Origin of the sequence: Halalkalibacter akibai JCM 9157, from assembly GCF_000513135.1 — a bacterium.
GTDB classification, from domain to species: domain Bacteria; phylum Bacillota; class Bacilli; order Bacillales; family Bacillaceae_D; genus Halalkalibacter; species Halalkalibacter akibai.
Genome location: NZ_BAUV01000030.1, coordinates 15,101 through 39,261, shown reverse-complemented (window position 1 = coordinate 39,261; position 24,161 = coordinate 15,101). Strand labels below are relative to the sequence as shown.

The following is a 24,161-nucleotide window of genomic DNA, read 5'->3' as shown; positions in this document are numbered from 1 at the left end:
TTAACCAAATAGACAAGCTATTTCCTGTTTTAAAAATTAAATACTGTTTATCATACACACATTATTCTCTCAATATAATTTTCCATTTACGTGTTGTCTCTAAAACAAAAAATAAGCAGTCCAATTATACTCTAATTGAACTGCTTCTAAGTTATATACTAATCTCTATTAATCCGCTGTCATCTCTAAATCGTCAACACGCTTTTCTAGATATTGAACATCCTTACGCGCATTAAAACGTTCAGCTTTCTCCACTTTCGCTGCGATATTATAGCTAGGAATTTTCGCTAACTTCTCATATACACCTTTTGGAAGTAGGAAGTTTCCTTCAGGGAAGTGAACTTCAATGTTTCCTTTAGCGATGTTAACAAATTTAGCTTTTCCAGTAAAGACACCGTGTTGGTTGTAAACGACAACTAGCTCACGATCTGAGATACTTAAGTTTTTAGCATCCTCTGCATTCATTAGAACATCATAACGATCTGCGGAGTTGAAAGGATCATACTCACTATAAACCATGGAGTTAAACTGTTTTCCACGTCTAGTTGTTACGTAGAAATCACCCGCTACTCTATTTAAATCAGGAATATCAACTGGAATTAGATTCCCTTTACCATCTGGCGTTGGACAAATCCCATCTTCACAAAGCCATGCGCCTCCCCATTGGAACACATCGCCTTGCTTTTTAAGATGTTGAATTCCTTCATAGTTAGGGTTGGCTAGCGCAATTTCGTCTCGAATGGCTTGACCGTCTTTAAAGTCGACTAAATGAGCTTCATCAGGATTTACTCTTTTCGCAAGATCAATGTAAATCTTCCATTCAGAACGAGCCTCTTCTACCATTTGTTTGTTTCCTTCAATGGTCGGAGAGAAATAAACCATTCTTTCAGTCGATGTAGAAGTTCCACCTCCATCTTGCTCATAACGAGTTTTAGCCGGCAACACAATAACAGCTTCTTTCGCATCGACCAGTGTGGATGTGTTGAAAATAATATCTTGATGAACACGTACTTCAAGCTCTGATAATGCTTTTTCAACGAAAGTTGGATCTGGCATTGTTTCTAAGAAGTTCCCACCAGATAAATAATACATCTTCACTTTGCGTTCATGATCTTCTGGTAATAAGCAGTTTTCTAGAGTTACCCCTAATACATCACCTTGCCATTTTGGTAATTCAAAGTTCCATAGTTTTTCAATACGCTCGATATTATTTGGTTCAAAATCGCCACCAGGTAAAACAAATGGGTCAGCTCCCATTTCCCCGCTTCCTTGAACACTAGAGTGACCACGGATTGGCATAACACCACAGTGCTCACGACCTAAGAAACCACGAAGCAATGCTAGATTTGCAACTTGCGAGATATTATCTGAAGCAAATGTATGCATCGTTAAACCTAATGACCATACGAATACACCCGATTTACTTTGAGCTAAAAGCTGAGCTAACTCACCGATTCTTTCTTTCGAAACGCCCGCAGATTGAACAATTTCTTCCCAAGATTGCTCTAGTACTTTTGCCTTTAATTCCTCATAGCCGTTTACATGCTCTTGGACAAACTGATGATCAATAGCAGAACCTGGGTTAAACTCTTCCATTTCAAACCAATGTTTCATAATTCCGTGCATAAAGGCAATGTCTCCACCAATATTCACTTGATAGAAATCATCAGCGAGCTTTGTACCAAACAACGCCGATTCCCCAACTGACGGGATCCAGTATTTTTCCATTGCTGGTTCGCGGTATGGATTAATACAGATAATTTTTGTTCCTTTACGCTTTGCTGCGTACATATATTTCGTTGAGACTGGTTGGTTATTCGCTGCTACCGAGCCCCAAAATACGATAACGTCTGAGCCAATCCAGTCCTTGTAGTTACAGCTTGCTGCTCCAATTCCAACCGAACGCTTTAAAGCTGTTTTAGAAGGAGAATGACAAATTCTTGATGCATTATCAATGTTATTTGTACCTAGAAATCTCGCCACTTTAGCGGCCACATAGTAGGATTCGTTCGTAATTCCTCTTGACGTTAAGAAAAAGCCGTAATTTTTCGGATCTAATTTTTTCATTTTATTAGCGATTTGATCCATCGCCTCGTCCCATGAAATCCGAGAAAATCGACGTTCTCCTGGGCGACGAATTAATGGATATGGAATGCGTCCTAATTCACGTAATTCTGCGCTTGAATACTTTCTTAATTCATCAATGTCAGCATGAACTATTTCTTCTTTCATCGCAGGCATCGTATTCAGTCGCAATACATTTAAACGAGTCGTACAAACGTGAGGCCCAGCCAAGGTTTGATCGTATAAACCAGAAACCCCTAGTGCACAGCCATCACAGACGCCTTTTGTAATTATGTTTTTCGCATAATTTAAATTATCTTTGTTATCCCAAACCACTTTCATCGTATCGCGAATGTGTTTTGGCTTTACTTTCCCTAAACCAAATGGAACCTTACTCGCCCAAAGGCTAGGAGCCGGTGTACTAGGTAATTTTGTAGGTCCTGTATGTTTTGTTTTACCCAATGTAAGTCACTCCCTGTATTGTTTATATAATAGTTATGATTAAAGAAGGTCGTACATGTTTTATAAAGGCTGTAATCGCCATGACTAGAATAAATTTTTTCCCTCTAAGTGTAGTGGAGCGGAAGTCACTCGACTCCTACGGGAAAAGAGGAAAAGGCAAGACACCACAGACGAAGTCGTGGGGGCTTGACATCCTCCCCGCGGAAAGCGAGAAGGCCACTGAAAAACCCCTTGAACGTTTACTCAAGGAAGCTGCAATGGCTCCACACGTTGCGCGCCTAATATGAGAAACCCACTCATAGTAGGCTTAAGAGCTTGCAACGGTTCCTCTCATTGCTTAGAGTCCACTGAGAAAAGGTGAAAAACACACCTTTTTCAGTGGCCTTGAAAGCGAGTGACTGGAGCGGAACGAAACGAACACGTTACGTAATCTCCCTCCCCTAAAAAACAAAAACCACCGCCACCTCTTTAAGTATTTAAAGAAGTTAGACAGTGGTTTAGTCTTTTGCAGGGTCGCTACCAAGTGCCAGAACCGATATTATTTTTTCAATGAAAATTTTTGTTCAATATCTTCATCAAACACGAAGATGGACATTCCAAAATCACGTTCAATATCAATATCAACGAAAAGATCGACAAACTTGCATTGTAGGAACTCTTCCATTTCAGACGGAGGATTTTTACGATACATGTCTTTGACCATTTCTGTTCGAGCGGCTCGAAGCATTTGCTTTCCCTCACTAGCTGTAGCAATAAATTTCTCTACGGGAGAAAGGTTTCCTTCCATCTCGCAGATCGCCCAGTTTTTACAGAAAGTTGTACTTACCTTACTGGGACCTTTCCCCATATGCTTTTTTCGGAAGGAACGAACTAGATTACTGAATTCCGCTTCATATTTATTCACTTTGCCTTCACCTACTTTAATATTATTAAAAGAGTAAAGGGTTTATCTGTAAAAGTCAATGTGTTAGCTAGCCAGATCTTTCACTTCATTCGCTTGCTTTAGTTGCTTAATGTCGATACGAACCACAAGTGATACGACTAATGCTACGATAAACATGAATCCAAATATATAAAGAGTTCCCGCGTAGCTATTTGTTGTTTCACGAACCCAAGCTGCTAGAATTGGTCCAGCTAAACCTGCTGCTGCCCAAGCTGTTAAAATGTACCCGTGAATTGCCCCTAGTTGTTTTGTTCCAAATAAATCCCCAATGTAAGCTGGAATCGAAGCAAATCCTCCACCATAACATGTTAAGATAAGGAACAAGACTGCTTGGAAAAGAATCGCATGTGTGATACTCGGTAATAAGAAAAATGAAGCGATTTGAATGGCAAAGAAAGTCGTGTAAACATTCGGGCGTCCCATGTAATCTGAAATCGATGCCCAACCAATACGTCCAAATCCATTAAATACTCCCATGATCCCTACCATCGTTGCTGCCGCTGCAGCTGATAGACCAGCAATTTCTTGTGCCATTGGTGAAGCAACGGATAAAATTGCAATTCCGCACGTTACGTTAATAAACAACATAATCCATAAATACCAAAAGCGTCTTGTTTTAACCGCTTCATTAGCTGTTAATTGTGATAAATCAGTTGCTACCTTTTTACCGTCTGCTTGAATGTCTTGCATATAACCAGCAGGTGGTCTCTCAAGATATAAGGCAGAACAGATCATAATCGCAAAATAAACAATTCCTAACGTATAAAAGGTTCCTGGAATTCCGACTGAACCAATTAAGTTCGCCATAATCGGACTCGCAATCATTGCTGAGAAACCAAATCCCATAATCGCAAGTCCTGTTGCTAGACCGCGGCGATCAGGGAACCATTTTACAAGTGTGGAAACAGGTGTAATATAACCAACACCTAAGCCAATTCCTCCGAGTACTCCGTACGTTAAGTATAATAGCGTAATAGATTCAATTGACGTGGCAAAACCTGCTCCAATTAAACCGATTCCAAAAAATGTAGCTGACACTAAGCCGGATTTACGAGGCCCATGCTTTTCTACGAAGTGTCCCATAAATGCTGCTGAAAGCCCTAGAAACAAAATCGCAATACTGAACGTAAACGAAACTGAACTTAACTCCCACCCATACTCTTGCATAAGTGGATTTGTGAATACACTCCATGCATAAACAGATCCGATCGAAATGTGAATACCGACAGCTGCTAGTGCAATTAACCAGCGATTTTTTGTTTTTCCCATTCTCTCACTCCCTTTTTCATCAAGACTGTTTTCGTAATGATTGTTGCTTTTAAATATGGCTTATTGCTCATAGTGAAATGGAGCGGAATGCAACGATCCTGACTTCTTCACCCAAACCCATAAAAAGCAACAAAGTAGTCAAAACAGCCTTTATTAAATAAAAAAATCGTCGCAAACTTTAAGGGATACACTTAAATAAGCATAGTTATCCCGAAAAAGTGCGACGATTAGTTTCAAGCAGGTTACGCTACTTTCAATCCCAATAGAACGCTTACATCAAAGTAACAAGTAAAATTGACGACAGGTTCGCTATCTCACATCTTAAATGTTACAAATTTATGAATACATAAAGTATCATAACTTGTTTTAACCTCATTTTCAATATATTTATATAGTTAACCTCAAACAAATATGATAGCTGTTTTTTCTAGTTGTCTATTAAACTCACTTCTTGCTAGTCTCCCATTTATATGGTTATATGATAAACAGATTAACTAGCAGAAGGAGGGATCTCTATGGATGAACCTTTAAGTATAAGTAAGACAATTCATAAATACGACAACGAACAAATTTTTGAAACGGAAGATGAGATCGTTATTGAATTCCCTCTAACGATTTATATTAACAACGAAGAGTTCGCGACAATGGTTTGTAGTCCACAAAACCTTGATGAAATGGTGATCGGCTTTTTAGCCTCAGAAGGCGTTATACATTTCAAAAAAGAAATCAAAGAAATGAACATCGACTCGGACCGTGGCTTCGCTTATATTGAATTGCACTCAAAAGAAGTAAAAAATCAACAATATTTTTCGAAACGTTTCATTGGTTCATGCTGTGGAAAAAGCAGACAATTTTATTTCCAAAATGATGTTAGAACTGCCAAAACGTCGATGGCAAAAACGACATTAACTAGTTTACAATGTATTCAGTTGATGAAGAAGATGCAAGAAGATAGTTTTGTTTTTAAAAATACAGGTGGCGTTCATAACGCAGCGCTTTGTACGGCAGAGGACATCCTTGTTAGTCGCTCCGATATTGGGCGACACAATGCACTAGATAAACTGTATGGTTATTCTCTTTTAAATGGAATTTCAGTAAGAGATAAAATTCTTGTATTTAGCGGGCGAATCTCTTCGGAAATCTTGACAAAAGCCGCGAAAATTGGTGTTGGAATTGTCTTATCCAAATCAGCTCCTACCGATTTAGCGATTAAATTAGCTGATGATCTAAACATCACGGCTGTTGGGTTCATTAGAGGTTCGTCTTTCAATATCTACTCGCACCCTGAACGAATTATCGAAAACTAAGGAGGAATTGTTATGAGTTCATGTAAAATTGATCATCCGTTAGAAGATGTTATGACTAAATTACACTCTCAAAAGGAATATCTCCCACCAGATCTTTTCTCTCGTTGTGAATCATTTCTAGAAAGTGAAAGAACTCAACTTGAGTTAAATGAGCTTTTTCACCTTTTGAAAAAATACGATTTAGCTCCTATTGAGGAACAACAACAACGTAATAAGCAATTAATCGCTCTACTCGCATAAACGGAAAAACACCTAAACGCTCATGACGTTTAGGTGTTTTTGTTATCCTCCGCTTACTGGCGGAATAAAGGCGATAATGTCTCCGTCCTTTAGTCGGTCAGTTTCAGACGCATAGCTCTCATTAATTGCAATCATTGAATTGTTTAGAGTAGGTAGTTCATAGTTCTCCATTAGCCAAGTTTTTAATTCACTAACTGTTAGTCCAGCCTTGTCTACAGAGATTTCGTCTAGCCCCGTTTGTTCCTGAAGCTCAGCAAATAACAAGATTTTAATCATTAGACTCTCCCCCTAACTGTGGCGCCCCTTCAGGATAAGCTGTTTTTTCAAGTTGATCGCCAACCCACTGAGTCCCATCTTCCCAAAATTCTTTTTTCCAAATTGGGACAATTTGCTTAATTCTCTCCATCGCATACTCATTTGCTTCATAAGCTGCTTTTCGATGTGGTGTCGAAACCGCAATGATCACTGCAACATCGGTAATTTCAAGTGTTCCTACTCGGTGAGAAATCGCAATCGTTGCCCCAGGCCACTTTTCTTCTACTTCTTTTCCGATTTGTTCAAGCATCTTAATCGCCATAGGCTTATAAGCTTGATACTCTAGTTTTAACGTTTTTTTCCCGTGCGTAAGTTCTCTAACGGTTCCTATGAAAGTGGAAATGGCCCCACAATCTCTGCGGACAACTTTTGCTACGATGTCATCGAGAGATAAAGGCGTTTCTAATATTTCAAATAGAGTTTCTTCCAACATCATCACTCCATTTCTTTTAAAATAAAGTTTAAATAACCTGATTCGTCTTTTATATGATAAATAGGATAAGCACTTGATTCAACCTTTAAAGGTTCCCAAGCAATCACACATAGCACATGATCTACATGTTGTAACAGCTCTAAATCCTCTTCTCCTCTTAACAAGACAACCTTTGGAAAAGATTCTTTTTTAAATCCTTCCACTAAAATGACATCTGGCTCAAACAGTTTGTGTAACTCCAATAATTTCGGCAATGACCATGTTTGATTTTTAACATGAAGCTGAAGGGAACCACCACCTTCAACTGTTGTCATAAAAGCACCAGCTTGATGATGTCTCTCACTATCTTTTAATGTGATTTCTCTCTTTTGAGGAGTCATATGTCCGTGGTGTTTAACCGAAGCCGTTTGCCAGCCACGCTCTGAACAACTACGGATTAGTTTTTCCATTAATGTCGTTTTCCCACTATTTTGGTAGCCGACTACTTGTAAGATGCGACAATGTTGTCCCATGGCCATTCACTTCCTTGGGAATCTTCTAGCAAAAGAATATCAATTGACATTCCTTTTTCATAGCCTCTCGTTCCCCCTGGCAATAACAGCAAGCAATCTGCTCCACCTAGTGAGCTTACGATTCCTGACTTGTCCACACCAGAAGGCGAAGCTACTAACTTCCCATCTTGATAGTCAACCCTTGCTCGGACCAATCTCATGAATGGGTTTGCTTTTGGAAAATCAACCCCTAACACTGCTTTTGATTTTCGCAAGTGAGGTGCATTGTTAAACATCGCTCTTCTCATCATCGGTCTAACGAACAATTCAAAACCAACATAGCAAGCAGACGGATTTCCTGAAAGTCCATAAATCATCTTCACACCAAGATTTGCAACAGTCGTTACGCTTCCAGGTCTCATCGCTACTTTATTGAATAACACCTCTGCTCCTAGTTCTTTTAAGATAGCTGGAACATAATCATAATCGCCAACTGAAACTCCGCCTGTTGTAATTAACATATCTACTTCTTCTAGAGCTTGTTTCGTCGCGGTCAGACAAGCTTCCAAATCATCGTCTAATTTCCCGTAGTACTTTGCTACACCACCAGCTCTTTCAATCTGGGCCATAATCATATAAGCATTACTGTTTCGAATTTTTCCAGGTTCAAGAGGTTGATCGACATCTAGTAACTCAGTTCCCGTTGCAATCACGCCAATGACTGGCTTTTTCGCAACCGAAACGGTTGGGTAACCAAATGTGGCAAGTAACGCAACGATACCTGGGTTAATCTCAGTTCCTTTTTTCACTAAAATCGTTCCTTTTTGCGTGTCTTCCCCTTGAAATGAAATGTTATCACCTTTTTTAAACAAACGTTTGATTAAAATGGTTGGTTTCCCTTCCACTTCAAGCTCTTTGACTAATTCAAGCATCACGACCGCATTACAACCAGCTGGTACCTGCGCACCTGTCATAATCCGAACCGCTTGAAAAGGCTTAACTTCATCTTCAAAAACATAACCTGCCCCAATTTCTCCAACTACTTCGAATGAAACAGGATTATCAGACGAAGCCGATTCCGTATCTTCAGCTCGAATCGCAAAACCGTCGTACGGCGAACGATCAAATGCAGGTACATCATGGGAAGCTACTAAATCCATTGCTAGAAAACGACCATAGGACTGTTCAATAGCAACGGTTTCGATTTCCGTTTTAATTTGGTACTGCATTACCTTTTTCACTGCTTCCGCAACGCCGATTGGTTTTCGTCTCTCAACCATTTACACCACTCCATCCTACCTTTTCGTAGATCTATTTGATTCAAATTAGTATCCATATTAAGGAACAGCATTAAATTCAATCTAGCAGATCCAACAAGAATAATGCAAGAGGAAATCCCCTTGCATTCATTTATAACCTATTTAGCCACCTATATAAGACATTTCAATTTTCTTTCTTTTTTTCACCGTTTCTTCTGTTCGTTCCTCTGAGTATTTATCCACTCGGCTTCGCCAAATATCTGTAATAGCAGCATTAATCTCCGCATCCGTCGCACCTGACCTTACTAATGCTCGCAGATCAAAGCCTTTTTCGGCAAACAAACAAGTGTAAATAATACCGTTAGCGGAAATTCTTGCTCGTGTGCAATTCCCGCAGAACGTATCAGAAACCGAAGAAATAATGCCTATCTCTGAATCTGTCCCAACGTATCTATATCTCGATGCGACTTCACCTAAATACTCTCTTTCTACTTCCTCAAGCGGAGCGATCGTTGATACTAGCTTTAATAATTCTTTTTTCGTGACAACTTGAGAGAAATCCCAGCCATTTGTTTGCCCAACGTCCATGAATTCGATGAAGCGCAATGTTATGTTTTTTTCTTTACAGTAAGAAGCTAATTTCACAACTTGATTTTCGTTGACATTCTTCTTAACAACCATATTAATTTTCACGTGCAGACCGGCATCAATGGCCGCATCAATGCCTTTTAGAACCACTTTTGACGTTACATTTCGACCGTTCATCTTTTGAAAAATTTCTGTATCCAGCGCGTCCAAACTAACATTTACTCTCATCAATCCCGCTTCTTTTAAAGCTTTTGCTTGCTTAACCAAATAAACACCATTTGTTGTGAGGGCGATGTCTTCAATGCCTTCTATCCGTGCTAACCGTTGGATTAAGTTTGGTACATTTTTTCGAAGAAGTGGTTCTCCACCTGTCAAACGCAGCTTTTTCACACCTAAACTCGTAAATTGCTTTACGACTCTTTCAATTTCATCAAAGGATAAAAGCTCCTCTTCTCTCATAAACACATAATCTTCACCGAATACATCTGCAGGCATGCAATAGGAACAGCGGAAATTACACTTGTCCATTATCGAGATTCGTAAATCCTGTAATGGTCGCAAGTATTTGTCGCGTATTTCATTCATTTTTCTATTCACATCCCTTCAGGTAATTGGTGGTTTTCGTTTCTTACCGAATCATTGTATAGTTATAATTAATCATTCTAACATAAAAAAAGAGGAGGAATGAACAGTATGCATCATATAAATGATTCCAAAAAAGTTAAGATTGCGCTATTAACAATTTCTGATACAAGAAATTTTGAAGACGATCGCAGTGGAAAAACGATTAAATCCTTACTTGAAGCCGCCAATCATACGATTATTGATTATAAGATTGAAAAGGACGAATTGCATTTAATCCAAGAAATTGTAACAGATTGGACAAACAACGCTGAAATTCAAGCGATTATCTTAAATGGCGGTACTGGATTTTCACCAAGAGATGTTACATATGAAGCCATTACTCAATTATTGGATAAAAAAATGGACGGCTTTGGCGAACTATTCCGAATGCTGAGCTACGAAGAAATTGGTCCTAAAGCGTTATTTAGCCGTGCCGTTGCCGGAAGTATCGGCTCCACTGGCATTTATGCTCTTCCTGGATCAACAAACGCAGTTAAACTAGCAATTGAAAAACTCATTCTACCGACCTTGCCTCATTTTGTAGAGGAATTGGTTAAAAAATGAAAATGGTCGGAGTGGTATTAGCTGGCGGAAAGTCTTCTCGGTTTGGAAGACCCAAAATGTTTGAACACTACAAAGGCATCCCTTTTTATCAGCATAGTGTTAATGCTCTAACACGTGATCCGATTTTAGACGTTTATATTATCACAAATAACGAGTTAGCCGACTGCTTTAAAGGCCATGTCTCGGTTTTAGTTGAGGAAGAGCCGCACAATGGGCCACTTCAAGCTTTAGTTTTTGCATTTGAATCGGTTCAAGATGGTGATTGGTTTTTCGTCCTTGCGGCAGATGTTCCTTTTGTAACTGCAGAATTTGTGACAGAATTAACCGAGCATATCTCAACAGATTTAGACGTCGTGATCCCAGTCACAAACGGGCAACAACAGCCGTTATTAGCTCTCTATCATAGAAGATGTCTTCCTGTTGCAAAAGAAATACTTGCCACAAACAAAAGAAGTATGAAGCCGTTATTAGACAAGGTTCGTATTAAAACAGTGGCTTTTTCCGAAACCCAAAAAGATTTTATTAATATTAATACAGAAGCTGATTGGGCTAGAGAGCAAAACTAATTGGATATACAGAAAAAAGCCTCCAGTTGGAGGCTTTTCTTCTTAATATGGATCAGATGGATGACTCACATCTTGCGCTTGTTGCACCGCTTCTTCTGCTTGCGTTGCTCCCATTGGCGCACCTGATTCCATTTCTTTCGCTTTCGCTGCTAAACCATCTTTCACTCTTTGACCATACTCAGGATCTGCTTTTGTGAAATTCTCAATCATTTGCTCTTGAATTCGCTTATCACATGGAGCTAGTGTATTGACAAGATTTTTAATTAACTCATCTCGCTCAAAATCTGAGAACCTGCGATACGTTTCTCCTGCTTGACCAAAGTTATTTGTTCGATCAATCGTTTCCCTTTTCAGTTCACCCTCGACATAAGGAGTGTGTTCTTTTCCAGGGTTTTCTGCTTCTTTCAAACCACCTAAAGTCGATGGTTCATAATTAACATGTGGATTTTGATTTTTACCAATATCCACTTTGTACTCCATCTGACCACCTTGTTGATTTGTAGCCACATGCTTTTTCGGAGAATTAATTGGTAATTGCAGGTAGTTAGATCCTACACGATAACGTTGTGTATCAGAGTAAGAGAAGGTTCTACCTTGAAGCAATTTATCATCAGAGAAATCTAGTCCATCCACTAAAACCCCTGTACCAAATGCAGCTTGCTCAACCTCTGCAAAATAGTTCTCTGGATTTTTGTTTAAGACCATTTTCCCAACCTTCTGCCAAGGCACATCATCCTTATACCACAGCTTCGTAGGATCAAGTGGATCATAATCTAATTCAGGATGATCATCATCACTTAAAATCTGAACATAAAGCTCCCACTCAGGATAATCACCCTTCTCGATCGCTTCGTATAAATCCTGTGTTGCATGATTAAAGTTCTTACCTTGTAGCTCATCTGCTTCCTCTTGCGTTAAATTGCGAATGCCTTGCTTTGGTTCCCAGTGATACTTTACAAGAAACCCTGTACCCTCTTTATTCACCCATTTGTATGTATTAACACCAGAACCTTGCATCATCCGATAGTTTGCAGGGATGCCCCAAGGAGAGAATAAGAATGTCACCATATGAGTCGCTTCAGGCGAATTGGAAACAAAGTCAAAAATTCGTTCCCCATCTTGTATGTTTGTAACCGGATCCGGTTTAAAAGCATGAACTAAATCTGGAAATTTTAATGGATCACGGATAAAGAAAATCTTTAAGTTATTACCGACTAAATCCCAGTTTCCATCTTCTGTATAAAATTTCACAGCAAATCCTCTTGGATCGCGTAAAGTCTCTGGGGAATGTCCACCATGTACAACGGAAGAAAAACGGACAAAAACAGGAGTCTGCTTTCCTTTTTCTTGGAACAACTTCGCTCTTGTATACTTCGAGATCGGCTCATCTCCAACCGTTCCATAAGCCTCAAAATAACCATGCGCCCCCGCACCTCTAGCATGTACAACTCGCTCAGGAATACGCTCACGATCAAAGTGACTAATTTTCTCTAGAAAATCATAATTCTCTAAAGTCGTTGGACCACGATTACCAACTGTACGCACATTTTGATTGTTCGTAACAGGATGTCCCTGCCTGTTCGTTAACGTATCTTCTGACTCGTTTGAACCATAGATATTGTTTTCGTCGCTCAATGTGTTCCCTCCTTAAATTACGTTCAATAACAAATATGTCCATAACAGGCAGGAGTTAATACATAAATTGGTAAAAAAGTGAGGAGGAATTGTGAAATTTAGGGGGGAGGGGATGGAAGCGGAGAGGGGAGCTGGATGCTAGATAAGCGCGAATCATTAAATCACGAATTTAATAGCGAAATCTCTTTTTTATCAAGCAAAAGGAAAAATATAATAGCGAAATTCAAAATATAATAGCGATCTCAAAAATATTAGTGATTTTACTTATCTTATTTGCGGTTAAAACATCCTTAATAGCGAGAACTCACACCTTATTAGCAACTTTGAAAAATATTAGCGAGTTTCTCCGTCTTATTTGCGATCGAAACATCCTTAATAGCGAGAACTCGCACCTTAATCGCGTTCCAGAAATATCAGGGATTCTCCTTCTCATTTGCACCACCCAACAAGCGCACAATATAATTAAATCAGCAACCTCCATAAACAAAAACTGTCTCCTCGATCTCTATCATCAAGGAGACAGTCTGTCAGCTTCTAACTTCTTTATTTTTGTAATGCTGTATAAACGTTCACAATCCCGTGACCAAAGTGTTGACGACTTTGACCTTTACCGCCATCAGCTGTTTGTTGAAGCAAAGCTCTGATTTGAGCTGGCTTCATGTCCGGATTTTGTGCTTTTACAAGACCAATTGCTGCAGCTACTTTTGGTGCAGCCATGCTCGTGCCGATCATGTAGCCATATCCACCTTCTACAGTTGATAATGTTCGAGCTTCTGTATCGCCGCCAGGACCTGCAAGATCAACATTTCCGTAATTGGAATAATACGCTAGCTCATCGTTAATTGTCGAAGAAGATACACTCACTACCCAAGGAATATCAGAGAACGTGTCATGTAATGGACCAGGCCACTGTGCTCCTTCACCGGGAACAGTGTGCATTTTCTTTCCTAAATCAATCGCATTGTTTCCGTTAGCCCCAACAATAAACATGTCCTTGCTTTGAGCATATCGAACAGCGCGTGCTGCTGTTAAGTGCAATGTTCTTTGTTGTTCATCATTCATAAAACTATACGTTCCTAAGCTTAAGTTCGCAACATCAACACCATCATCAGCTGCAGCCGTAATACCTGCTAAAATACTTGTCCAGTTAGAAACACGGTAAGAGGCAATTCCTAATTCAGGTCCTACTCCCATAACTCGACCGTTTGCTGCAATCGTACCCGCTACATGCGTACCATGATTCCCGCTGAAGGAATTATGCGCAGTACCAGGAACAAATGATTTTGCATATATCAGATTTTTTTGCAAATCAGGATGTGTCGTATCAACACCACTATCAATAATTGCTACCACAACATCATGATTTCCAGCGTTAATTTCCCAAGAAGCTCCGTTATTTGTTACACGTTTTATATCCCATTGATACTCCTCATACAAGTCTGCACCACTAGTATCAACACGTAATCCTTCATCCAAGCGATAAGCAAATTCATATTCCGTTTCAGGGGAACGAATTTCTACATCCTCTGTGATGGCCGCAATCCCACTTTGACTTTCTGCCCAAGCTTTAAACTCTGGATTTGCCGAACTCACACTCACAACTCCAATTTGCGGAACTGTTTGAATGATTTCTGCCCCTAAACCTTCCATCTCTGTTACGAGACTTTGCGGAATAGATTGACTAGAAAACGTAACAATATAGTCCGTCTTCTCAGCAGCCAATGCACCTGCTCCTCCAAATGCAAGCAAACCTGTTAATGATAATCCAACTAACCACTTTTTCATACATTTCCTCCTCCTAATTTCATAAATTCTTGCTAACTTACTAGATGTAAATTCGTGTTCCTAAATAACTTTCCTGTTAGTGTTTTCTGATTTTTCAAAAATGAGAATATAGTACTTTCCTAACCTAGTTAATATTTAGTGTAACGAAGAATCCCCCTGCACCTTTTTACCCAAAATCCTTCACAACCTATGTAAGGAGATCTAGGTGAAAAGAACCTCCGCAATTCCTACAGGTTCCGCTACCTATCGCAAAACTTCGACTTGCGTGTAAACTGCATACAAAATTGAGCCTTATTTTATAACACTATTTGTTTGTAAAAGAATAACCCAGTTCAAAATCAAACTGGGTTAATTAATGTATTTTTAAATATTCTTCTTCAACTAAACCGTCAGTTAAAGAAGAATTATTTATTTTTAATTATGGAGTGCGTAGGGATATTATATTATTTTAAATTTCCCGTTTGCTCGATTTTGAAAAGGTAGGAATCATAGAGCTTCCTACTATAAACAGTAAGAAAGAAGTTATTCGTATTAAATCGTAATATTCGTTTGTTCTAAGAATTAACATATTTATAATCATAGCTATTGCAGCTACTATAACTAATAATATTCCAATCATTCCTCTAGACATCGAATCCCCCCTCCTATAAAAAACCAAATATACCATAATTTATATTATAACATGACTTATCGAATTGAATCTTTAACTATACTCATTATTGAATTTCGTTTACATATATTAAGGGAAGGTGTAAATGGTAACTTCTAGAGGTGTGTTTGTAATATGTTTGCACATCTTACCTTCTTTACTGCTCCAATAGTTGAAGAACGATAGCCAATTTCGGCTATCGCACCAGTTGCTTTATGTACTATTTCACAAAATGTTTTTATGAACTCTTTTTTTGTTCATAGTGGCACTTAGCAATTATTAGATTTCTCTTATGATAAAATTAAACAATCAGAAAATATAAAATGGCAACATTATAAATATATACCAAGGCAACAAGGAAATAAGTGGCACAAGATACACTTTAGATTGCTCAAGGTATATACGTTTCATTATTGTTTTACAAGAGAAGATTACTTCCAAACTTTTGCATATTTTTTCTTGTATTTTGCGTCTTCTTCTTGTTCAATCAGCTGTAATGCTTTAGTTTTAACGTCCTCAACATTTAAATGTTCATACAGCTTTTTTAGGCTTTCCACAATGTCATAACGAATCAAGGTATAATTCTTTTCGTCTTCACAGCTTAGAAACCGTTCGGTAAGCTTGTTTAACACGAGTTCTAATTGCAGCTGGCTCGCTAGTCCAATTTTCCAAAATGATTGAAGACTGTGCCTTGCTGTTACAAATTTTTCATCAAAAGTTACTTGCCAAACTGCTTCGTAATCTTCTAACATTCGCTTCTCTGGGTCACTTATCGCCAATTGTGATAGAAATTGTGCCGCTCTCGACCTCCGATGATGATCACGATCAGTTAAATCCCTTTTCAATTGGTCCCAAACGTCATAAGCCCAGTCCACCTCTTGATCCGTTGCCTTCATAATTTCAGTGTAAGCTTGATATTGTTCTTCCTTATTTTTTGATTCGAGATTGGCAAAGCACTGTTTTATCATAGTATTCATAATTTGTCTCCTTGTTTCATACTCATGTGTTTGTTCATTTTAACATAATAAAAAACAGCAGAATGAAAACACTCTGCTGTCTTTTTTTAATTAAGGAGTTTGAATACCTTCTTCTAAATGTAGATCAAGTGAATCTACTATTTGTCCATCGACAATTACTTTCCCTGCTTCAATAGAGAAAGGCTTGTTCATTTCGACTCTAATATATTCTTTGTTATAATATTCAACTGATTCTACCTCATACTCACCATCAGCTAAACGAAATGCAAAGGAACCATCATAGTCAATCCAGCTCCAATTTAACCATTCACCTTCTTCATTCCTTGTAAGCACGTTAACATAACCGTCTCTGACAATCTTTCCTTGATTATAAACTTTACCATGCAACGTTACCGGGTTAACAGGAACATTTAGATGATCTGCTGGCTCGCCGTTGACAAATAACTGTCCATCCACCATAGAGAATTCAAGCGCAGACGTCATACTTGTTCCATCATGGAAAGATAGGTAGCTTACTTGATAGTCTCCATCACCTAAGCGGAAAGAGAATTTCCCTTCCTCGTTCGTCCAACCCCAGTAGTAAGAAAACTCGCTTTCTCCATTAAATCCATAAATTGTAATGTCTCCATGCAGTCTGTTACCATTTTCATCTACCAGATAACCTGTTAACGTTACTGGCGGGACATTCACTTCTAGTACACTCTTTTGTACACCGTCAATATAAAGCTGTCCGTCCTTGATTTCAAAGGCGAGATCTACATACGCATTTGAGCTCTCAGACAGAAACACTTCACTTAAGAAATACTCGCCGTCTAACAATCGCATTGTAAAAGTCCCATCATCGTTAACCCATTTCCAATAATAAAAATCAAGATCTTCTGATCGAACAGATACTTCGCCATTGCCAATTGGATTCCCATTCTCTTGAACAATTCCATGTAACGTAACAGGAGGAATTGTTACATCCAGTCTGTCTTTCTTGACTCCATCGACATAAAGTTGCCCGTTTCTCATTTCAAACTCGATAGAAAGCGGTAAGTCTTCATTTTCTTCATAAAGGTACACATAGGATACCCTGTATTCACCATCTAAAAGTCTTAGTGAGTAAATGCCTTTTGAATCCGTGCTCGCACCATACCATTCATATTGATCTTCTTCCGATTGTTTCTCTATACTCACATGCCCTTGTAGAAGTTTATTTCCATCTAGCAATGTACCTTTTAACGTGATAGCAGGAAGTTGAATCACTAAAGACGCTTTAAAGGCTTGATCCTGATAAAGAAGTCCATCCTTAATCTCAAAAGGAATATCAACCTTTGTCGTACGGTTCGCTTCCCCAACGTAAGCAATCTTATAGAAACCATCTTGTAATCGGTAGCTGAAGTTTCCTTTTTGGTCAACTTCGACATAATAATAATGATCGGAGTAGCCATCTTCTGATAGTTGCTCAATCTCTAAATAAGCATCAGTAACTGATTTTTTCCCATCTAATACAGAACCCTTTAAACTTAAATCCGGTATTTTAATGTCAAGAGTGGCTTGTTTCTTTCCATCCACTACGAGTTTACCATTCATAACGTCAAACGTTAAAGCATTCCAAGAGTAATAGGATTTATGGTGAACTCCCAAAGAATATGTCCCATCCGGTAATTCTCGCACCATGAACTCACCGTTTTTATTTGTGGAGACATATTGGATTAATTCAGTATCATATTCATCCTCGCTATTTACTCTCTCAACGACTACTTCAGCTGTTGGTATCGCTTTGGAACTATCCATCACTTTTCCGCTATAGCGTTTTTTAGGGATAGAAACCAAAAGCTTATCCTCTTTCTGACCATCTATAAAAAGTTCTTGATCATTTACAGAGAAAAAGAGATCTTTGCGGTAATATTCATCGCTTAATGACACACCATACATAAAATAATTACCTTCTGGTAAAGAAGCAGAAAATTCCCCATTTTTCTTTGAAGAAATGATAAAAAGATCTTCCTCATACTCTTCATTGTATTTCACAACAACAATGTCACCTTTTAATCCTTGCTCACCTTCTGTTAAGACACCTGTGATTGTTTGATCTTTACTATTCTTATTTCCAGAGAGCTTTTCTTTTTTGGCGATTTGAACTTCACCTTGTTTCTTACCTTTCACTTTCCCGTCTTCTACAGTAAAAGATTGGCTAGCACTAAACCAAGAACCTTCAACTTCCACAACTCTTACCGTAAATTCTCCTTCAGGTAGCGTCGTTTGAAATTGTCCCATTGAGTCAGTGATGACTTGATATGACTTGTTCGTTTTACCTTTCTCTTGAATAATAAGAACTGAGTTTCTAAGTTCTTGCGATCCTTCCTTGATCTTTCCTTTAACATTTGAAGTCTGTTGCTTGATTGATTGAATAGATTCTTTGTTTCGACTATTATCAGCACTTACTTCGACATTTGTTGCAAACGAACCTAACAATATTACAATAAGCAGTAGAAAAGAAAATTTACTCATGATCCGACTCATTTTTTTATCCTCCTAATTTACATCTAATAAAATAAAAACCTTGTATCTCCTCTCTACGGGCTACCGTCTTTATACTAGCGCTAAATAATTCCATATTAAGGAACCTTTTCCCTTTCCAATTAGTCCCAGAAAAAATATATTTTTTCTAGGACGTTTAGGACTATTATTCTTCCAATTTTGACAGTATTATAGATGACTAAAAAACAGAAAATCCTACAATATTAGTCATCATATGCACGGCGAATTTCTGACTTTTCGAATGAAAAAAAGACGCATTAGTTAAACTAATACGTCAAAATTCCCTTACATCTCTCCACCCATACACATATTCAGACAGTCTCTTTCCTGCAATTTTAATTTCAACCTCATCTAATTTTTTACCTCCAAGCGCTTCGTAGAAAAGTCGAGAACTATTATCTTTCAAAACAAGAACAAGCATAGAGTTTAATCCCATTCCTGTTATTTCATTAATGATCGGTTGAACTAGTGCCTTGCCAATTCCTTTACCTTGATACTTTTTTAGAATATAAATGGCGTACAGCTCGCCATCAAATCCTTTATACTTGCCACTTCTTTCTTTACCTCCAGAAGAAAAACCAACAATTTCTCCCACGCTATTCTCAGCCACATAGACACCGCCTTTAGGAATTTCATTTATCCATACCTTTTCGCGACTTTCATATGTTAAATTTGATAGGAACTCAGCTGGAACAATATTTTCATATGTTGTTTTCCAACTATCCACATGCACTTTCCCTATTCCTTTTGCATCAGCTATAACAGCCTTTCTAATTTTTAGAGAGTCTTTATTCAAAAAGTCTCAGCTCCTTTCTAGAACTAAGGTATACGTTCTTATTTAAAACTTTTCACTCCCATTCCTCCGCAAAGTTAACATCAAAAAGATAATCAGATGGTTCGGTCCATTCAAAGCTTTCCTCTGTAATATTGCCTTGATCATCTCGTTTTTCCCCTGTTTTCACCATGGCATATGCTGAAATGTAAGGCCCAACTGGTAACTGTTCGTCATCTAATAATTGTATGTCTCCATTTGAAATTACATATGGAGTTTGACCTTCTATTGGATAATAGAGTTGATTCCCCGAACTTTGTATTACATAGTAAGAAAAGTCACCTTTTTCATGAGTAAGTCTTTGAATATCAAGTACATTAAGATTTTCAAAGAAACGATCGGCACCAACCAATGACTCGTAATAAAACAAATCATCTGACTGACTAGACATTGCTCGATACCTTCCTTCTTCCTTTTCGTATTGAATATGGTAAGAAATATAGCCATTGCCGTTATGTCCAATTATTTGCCAGTTTAAATCTCGAATCTGACCCTCTTTAGTATATTCTAATTTGAAGTTCTCCAGTTCTAAACTGTTATCTTCTAACTTTAACTCTTCCCTAACCCGTTCAAATTCATCTAGAAAGTTCATTGAATAAACAGATTCAATTTCATGTTTAATAAATACCGGGCGGCTCTGCCATTCATCAATGGTAAAGGGGATGATCCACTGGACAATAATAAAGGCAAGAACACCTAATACTGCTGCTCGTCGTTTGACCTGTTCATTTAAATGAGGATATAAAAACAACAGATACACGACAAACCCAAGTGGAAGTGACACTTGATCAAAATTCAAAGCAAATGAACCTAATATAAAATAGCCTATTAGTTTTAGTTGAAAATAAGGTTCTGTATCCTCCCTTTTTTTATATAAAAATAAGAAACTACCTAGTAGCATAATTGAGTAAACAATAGAGTCCACCTTGTATCCCCCTTTCTTTAGTCTTCTGCCTGCCGTAGATTGAGTTTGCTCCTGTTTTTTATAAACCGATTTTTAGAGAACTGTGGTCCACCTTGACACTCATCCGGACAGAGAATTCCTTATTTGAATGAAATGTCCATTCTCATGAAGGAATAGGACTCCTGATTCCTTATCTGACTGTATCGCTGCTAAATAATAACGATCATACTCAAATAAGAGATCTCAAGTCCGCTGAGCACCCAAAACAGGGTATTTTTCCGTACATAAGGGATCTGTAGTCCGCTCCCTTCTCTGTTCTGGACCTCAGATCCCTTATCTTTTGAAATCAAAAACAAGAACAACCACTTCCTGATTGTTCCTAGTTTTTACTGACATTAGTTGTCACTTTGCTTTTTTTCCTCCCATAGCCGTATGCGTTCTTCATGACTAACTTCTTTATGAATTTGATGGAGCATCCATACATAGCCAAAAGTGTCCATGAAGATAGCGTTCGATACTCCGTAGTCAGCCATCTCCGTCACCGGTTGAATCTCTGTACAATTTAAATCCATTGCCTTTGCATAAGTCTCCTTAATATTCGGGACAGTAACGTTAATCCAACTCGTTTTAGGGTCGTCTGGTTTTGGTGCAATCAAATGGAATTTTGGGTTTTCATCTAACAGATGGAGACGTACTCCGTATAAAGTAAAAACAGCTTCATTTTCACCTAGAGGAAGGTCCGAAACCTCTACACGCTCGATTTCAAATATATTTTCGTATAATTCCAATGCTTTTAAGCTATCTTTCGCAACCATATTCATTTCTACTCCAACCAAACTGAAAGCACTCCTTTTATCAATTAAATTTACCTCACCATTGTCTCCCTTTTATTCACTAAAGTATACAAAAAAGAGGCTAGATTCTTTTTAAACACGACACTTACAATCTGTTAAAATATACTAAAATAGCTATTAATAATGTAATACCTGAGCATATGAAAAACCAATAAGGTAAAAAGGAATCTCGATCTTTTCTAAATTCGGAAATTCCGATAACTAAAAGCATGGCACCAAATGATAGAAGGACATAAAACTGTAAAGAAAAATTCGCCGTAACGCTTTGTACAATTAATAAGAGTAACCAAATTAAACCAAAGATTAGCTTAAATCTAACATCTTTCCTCCTCTAACAGTAACCCACCCCTTACTCTTGCTTCAACATTCGTATCTCTTCTTTTAACGCTGCATTTTCTTCTTCAAGATTCCGCAAGCGCTTATGTATGTTATAAAATAATGGAGCATAACCAATGAGTATAATTATTAATAAACCCAATATTAAACTTCCTTTCATTCTCTACATTTATTTCTGATTCTGAGCTGCTTGAATCTCGTCTAACTTTTTAGTAATTTCGTCTAATTTTTTATTAGTGTTATGAATATAATGAGCAAACCTTGATAGTCCATAAATCACTAATAGAACAATAACAAGACTGAAAATTGCACTGAAAACGTCCATTTTAATCACCTTTCCTTTTTACACTTACACTTACCTTACCATATAAATCCATTTTATTGTTTTTAATTACATGTGGAGAAGAGGCGTTCCTACTACAGAACGCCTCTCCTTTATTCAAAACTACGCAAATAGTTACTCTATAAGCTGTTTCGTTGTTTTTAAAGATTTCCAGAAGAATATTTCTCGTACCATTCACGACCAGTTGACCATTCTGTGACAGGATTTTTCGCTCCTAAAATTTCGACGCAAACAGTAGCCATTATATATTCTTCTAATCCATTAGAGTGACTTGATAAAAATTTATTTAAAAAATGATTTAAGGTAATGTCTTTTTGTGAAACAATATAATCAAATTTATCAGGATGACCCTGTACGTAATCATAAGGATTTGAAGATCGTATAAATTCAGTTGACGTAAGAATTAAGTTTAGTTCTCGGTCAATTTGTTGAATGGTTTCCATTTCTTGATCACTATAGAAACTACATCCAGCAATAAACAGAATTAGAAAGGTAACGATGATTTTTCTCATGGCATTAGCTCTTATATTAATCTTTTTTTCCTCTAATTTAATCATTTGACTTACAAATCATTAATAAATTGCCATCTAGGTCTTTAAACACAAAATAATAATCATCCTGAATTTCTGTTACCAGTTCAACATTATTTTCTTTCATAAACTGATAAGAGGCCTGAATATTCCTCGTTAAAAATTGAATGGATGGAGCTTGATATGTCGGGATATCGCCATTTTCTTTTCTCCACTGTGGCATGGTATCTAAAACCAATCCAGCTGTACCTTCCATAGGTACTACGAATATATGACCAAAGTATTCCTCTCCTCCCTCCAAACCAAAAATATTTTTATACCATTGTTTTGCTTTTTCAAGGTTACGAACCGGGACAAACACGCCACCGACTAAATTCTTTATTGGTGTTTTAGGATAAGGTGTAGTCATAAAAACGGCCTCCTTTATAAATCATTTAATACTCTTACATTCTATTTTTTTTACCATTTCCCTACTCGCGTTTTTAATTAATTCGGCAAGTTGAAACAAAATTAAAAGGAAGTGAGTTCAATACAATTAATATTTATTTTTTTATTTACAAAAAACAACAGGAATATTTTCAACACTTTTGAATTAAAATAATTTTTTCCTTATAAATTGGTTAGGCTATTATTACTAACACTCATAAAAAGAGGTGCTCGGGATGAACAAACCGAATCTCACAGCTTCAGAAATAGGAATGCTGTGGACGCAGTACATTCAAAATAGTATGTCTCTACAAATTATGAACTATTTTTATAAAACGGTTGAAGACAGCGATATTTGTATTGTAGTTAAAAGTGCGCTTGACTTAACCAATAACGCAAAAAAACAGATTGCCCAGCTTTTTAAACAAGAAGCGGTTCCAGTTCCTGATGGTTTTACTGAATCAGATGTCAACCTTCACGCGCCAAAATTGTTTACAGATCATTTTATGCTTTCCTTTATTGAAACAATGGGCAAGGCTGGAACCGTTGCCTATAGTGTTTCACAAGCCGTATCTAGTCGGAAAGATGTTCGTGAATTGTTTACAAATTACCTTCATAACATGTCAACTCTATATAATTTAGTTGTTGATACAGCTTTAGAAAAAGGAACGTATGTAAGGCCGCCCATAATTTCAAAACCGAATGAAGTTGAGTATATCGAAGGTAAAAAATACTTAAGCAGTGGCTTGAACCCTTTTAATAAGCGAACGTTGAACAGCATTGAAATTTCCCATTTGTTTGAAAATACAAAAGCCAATTACATCGGAAGCTCGATCTGTACAGGATTCGCTCAAACAACTGATTCCAAAGAAGTAGCTGCTTATATGAAGCGGGGAAAAGCGATTTCAGACAAACACGTTCAACTGTTTACAGAAACCCTTTCAAGTTCAGACATAGATGCTCCTGTTACATGGGATAACAGCGTGACCGATTCAACAACTCGAGTTTTTTCAGATAAATTAATGATGTTTTTCTTAAGCGTATTAAGTGCTACTGGCCAAGGAAATTATTCAACTGCCTCGACTGCGAGCATGAGGTACGATCTCGTAACTGACTATCAACGAATCTCATTGGAAATTGCTTTATTTGCAAAGGATGGCGTTGATATCATGCTGAAGCATGGTTGGTTAGAAGAGCCACCCCAAGCGCCTAATCGGAAAGAATTGATGAAAAAATAAC

25 protein-coding genes are annotated in these 24,161 nt (G+C 37.7%); 5 read left to right on the top strand and 20 right to left on the bottom strand.

The genetic code is table 11. The annotated features are described in order from the left end of the window. Positions 1-168 precede the first annotated feature (168 nt). From JCM9157_RS15315 to JCM9157_RS15300, 3 genes are all read right to left on the bottom strand, one after another. Entirely contained in the window at positions 169-2,526 is a 2,358-nt protein-coding gene (locus tag JCM9157_RS15315; RefSeq protein ID WP_035666048.1) for an FdhF/YdeP family oxidoreductase, read from the bottom strand. Positions 2,527-3,064: 538 nt separating this feature from the next. Continuing rightward, positions 3,065-3,430, bottom strand: coding sequence for a Na-translocating system protein MpsC family protein (locus JCM9157_RS15305; protein WP_035666044.1), 366 nt, complete (start codon positions 3,428-3,430; stop codon positions 3,065-3,067). A gap of 63 nt (positions 3,431-3,493) precedes the next feature. Next, the gene (locus JCM9157_RS15300) at positions 3,494-4,738 is read right to left on the bottom strand and encodes an L-lactate MFS transporter (RefSeq protein WP_035666043.1); all 1,245 of its coding nucleotides are present in this window, start codon (positions 4,736-4,738) and stop codon (positions 3,494-3,496) included. Positions 4,739-5,253: 515 nt separating this feature from the next. On the opposite strand from JCM9157_RS15300, the gene fdhD reads away from it, so the two are divergent. Together fdhD and JCM9157_RS15290 are read left to right on the top strand one after the other, a co-directional pair. Next, a complete protein-coding gene (gene fdhD, locus JCM9157_RS15295; protein WP_035666042.1) occupies positions 5,254-6,045 on the top strand; it encodes a formate dehydrogenase accessory sulfurtransferase FdhD in 792 nt (263 codons plus the stop codon). A gap of 12 nt (positions 6,046-6,057) precedes the next feature. After that, complete coding sequence (locus tag JCM9157_RS15290) at positions 6,058-6,285, top strand: hypothetical protein (RefSeq protein ID WP_035666041.1); 228 nt, start codon at positions 6,058-6,060, stop codon at positions 6,283-6,285. 42 nt (positions 6,286-6,327) lie between these two features. On the opposite strand, the gene moaD is transcribed toward JCM9157_RS15290, so the two are convergent. The 5 genes from moaD to moaA form a co-directional block, all read right to left on the bottom strand. After that, positions 6,328-6,561 carry a molybdopterin converting factor subunit 1 gene (gene moaD / locus JCM9157_RS15285; protein ID WP_035666039.1) on the bottom strand — a complete coding sequence of 78 codons (234 nt, stop codon included), beginning with the start codon at positions 6,559-6,561 and terminating at the stop codon, positions 6,328-6,330. Further along, positions 6,554-7,030: a molybdenum cofactor biosynthesis protein MoaE gene (locus tag JCM9157_RS15280; protein ID WP_035666071.1), complete on the bottom strand. Its 477-nt coding sequence runs from the start codon at positions 7,028-7,030 to the stop codon at positions 6,554-6,556. Before JCM9157_RS15280 ends, moaD begins: the two co-directional genes overlap by 8 nt. Positions 7,031-7,035: 5 nt before the next feature. Continuing rightward, positions 7,036-7,545 (bottom strand): molybdopterin-guanine dinucleotide biosynthesis protein B, encoded by a 510-nt coding sequence (mobB, locus tag JCM9157_RS15275; RefSeq protein WP_235715031.1) that lies wholly within the window; start codon positions 7,543-7,545, stop codon positions 7,036-7,038. After that, the gene (locus JCM9157_RS15270; protein ID WP_035666037.1) at positions 7,515-8,804 is read right to left on the bottom strand and encodes a molybdopterin molybdotransferase MoeA; all 1,290 of its coding nucleotides are present in this window, start codon (positions 8,802-8,804) and stop codon (positions 7,515-7,517) included. The genes mobB and JCM9157_RS15270 overlap by 31 nt, the downstream gene beginning before the upstream one ends. Positions 8,805-8,945: 141 nt before the next feature. Further along, positions 8,946-9,956 (bottom strand): GTP 3',8-cyclase MoaA, encoded by a 1,011-nt coding sequence (moaA, locus tag JCM9157_RS15265; RefSeq protein WP_035666036.1) that lies wholly within the window; start codon positions 9,954-9,956, stop codon positions 8,946-8,948. A 108-nt stretch (positions 9,957-10,064) separates the two neighbouring features. Here moaA and JCM9157_RS15260 point away from each other — a divergent pair, with 108 nt between their 5' ends. Beyond that, positions 10,065-10,559, top strand: a complete 495-nt coding sequence (locus JCM9157_RS15260) for a MogA/MoaB family molybdenum cofactor biosynthesis protein (RefSeq protein ID WP_148296893.1) — start codon at positions 10,065-10,067, stop codon at positions 10,557-10,559. Next, a complete protein-coding gene (mobA, locus tag JCM9157_RS15255; RefSeq protein WP_035666032.1) occupies positions 10,556-11,125 on the top strand; it encodes a molybdenum cofactor guanylyltransferase in 570 nt (189 codons plus the stop codon). Before JCM9157_RS15260 ends, mobA begins: the two co-directional genes overlap by 4 nt. A gap of 42 nt (positions 11,126-11,167) precedes the next feature. Here the strand turns inward: mobA and katX are convergent, their stop codons facing one another. From katX to JCM9157_RS15205, 12 genes are all read right to left on the bottom strand, one after another. Continuing rightward, entirely contained in the window at positions 11,168-12,760 is a 1,593-nt protein-coding gene (gene katX, locus JCM9157_RS15250; RefSeq protein ID WP_035666030.1) for a catalase KatX, read from the bottom strand. A gap of 543 nt (positions 12,761-13,303) precedes the next feature. Beyond that, positions 13,304-14,545, bottom strand: coding sequence for a S8 family serine peptidase (locus JCM9157_RS15245; RefSeq protein WP_052013182.1), 1,242 nt, complete (start codon positions 14,543-14,545; stop codon positions 13,304-13,306). A gap of 1,080 nt (positions 14,546-15,625) precedes the next feature. Next, on the bottom strand, positions 15,626-16,171 hold the full coding sequence (locus JCM9157_RS15235) for a hypothetical protein (protein ID WP_035666022.1): 546 nt from the start codon (positions 16,169-16,171) through the stop codon (positions 15,626-15,628). A gap of 90 nt (positions 16,172-16,261) precedes the next feature. Next, the gene (locus tag JCM9157_RS15230) at positions 16,262-18,679 is read right to left on the bottom strand and encodes a carboxypeptidase-like regulatory domain-containing protein (protein WP_035666021.1); all 2,418 of its coding nucleotides are present in this window, start codon (positions 18,677-18,679) and stop codon (positions 16,262-16,264) included. A gap of 292 nt (positions 18,680-18,971) precedes the next feature. Beyond that, positions 18,972-19,493 carry a GNAT family N-acetyltransferase gene (locus tag JCM9157_RS15225; protein WP_035666017.1) on the bottom strand — a complete coding sequence of 174 codons (522 nt, stop codon included), beginning with the start codon at positions 19,491-19,493 and terminating at the stop codon, positions 18,972-18,974. Positions 19,494-19,545: 52 nt separating this feature from the next. Next, complete coding sequence (locus JCM9157_RS15220; RefSeq protein WP_035666015.1) at positions 19,546-20,454, bottom strand: hypothetical protein; 909 nt, start codon at positions 20,452-20,454, stop codon at positions 19,546-19,548. 374 nt (positions 20,455-20,828) lie between these two features. Further along, a complete protein-coding gene (locus JCM9157_RS15215; RefSeq protein WP_035666012.1) occupies positions 20,829-21,269 on the bottom strand; it encodes a VOC family protein in 441 nt (146 codons plus the stop codon). 103 nt (positions 21,270-21,372) lie between these two features. Next, positions 21,373-21,561 carry a DUF3953 domain-containing protein gene (locus JCM9157_RS26115; RefSeq protein WP_369384761.1) on the bottom strand — a complete coding sequence of 63 codons (189 nt, stop codon included), beginning with the start codon at positions 21,559-21,561 and terminating at the stop codon, positions 21,373-21,375. 75 nt (positions 21,562-21,636) lie between these two features. Continuing rightward, positions 21,637-21,765, bottom strand: coding sequence for a hypothetical protein (locus tag JCM9157_RS25805; RefSeq protein ID WP_268870954.1), 129 nt, complete (start codon positions 21,763-21,765; stop codon positions 21,637-21,639). A gap of 27 nt (positions 21,766-21,792) precedes the next feature. Further along, positions 21,793-21,948 carry a hypothetical protein gene (locus JCM9157_RS24935; protein ID WP_162831769.1) on the bottom strand — a complete coding sequence of 52 codons (156 nt, stop codon included), beginning with the start codon at positions 21,946-21,948 and terminating at the stop codon, positions 21,793-21,795. 158 nt (positions 21,949-22,106) lie between these two features. Beyond that, the gene (locus tag JCM9157_RS15210) at positions 22,107-22,478 is read right to left on the bottom strand and encodes a hypothetical protein (protein WP_148296892.1); all 372 of its coding nucleotides are present in this window, start codon (positions 22,476-22,478) and stop codon (positions 22,107-22,109) included. Between the two features lie 37 nt (positions 22,479-22,515). After that, a complete protein-coding gene (locus JCM9157_RS15205; RefSeq protein ID WP_035666009.1) occupies positions 22,516-22,905 on the bottom strand; it encodes a VOC family protein in 390 nt (129 codons plus the stop codon). Positions 22,906-23,158: 253 nt separating this feature from the next. On the opposite strand from JCM9157_RS15205, the gene JCM9157_RS15200 reads away from it, so the two are divergent. Then, entirely contained in the window at positions 23,159-24,160 is a 1,002-nt protein-coding gene (locus tag JCM9157_RS15200; protein ID WP_035666007.1) for a DUF3231 family protein, read from the top strand. Position 24,161 lies beyond the last annotated feature (1 nt).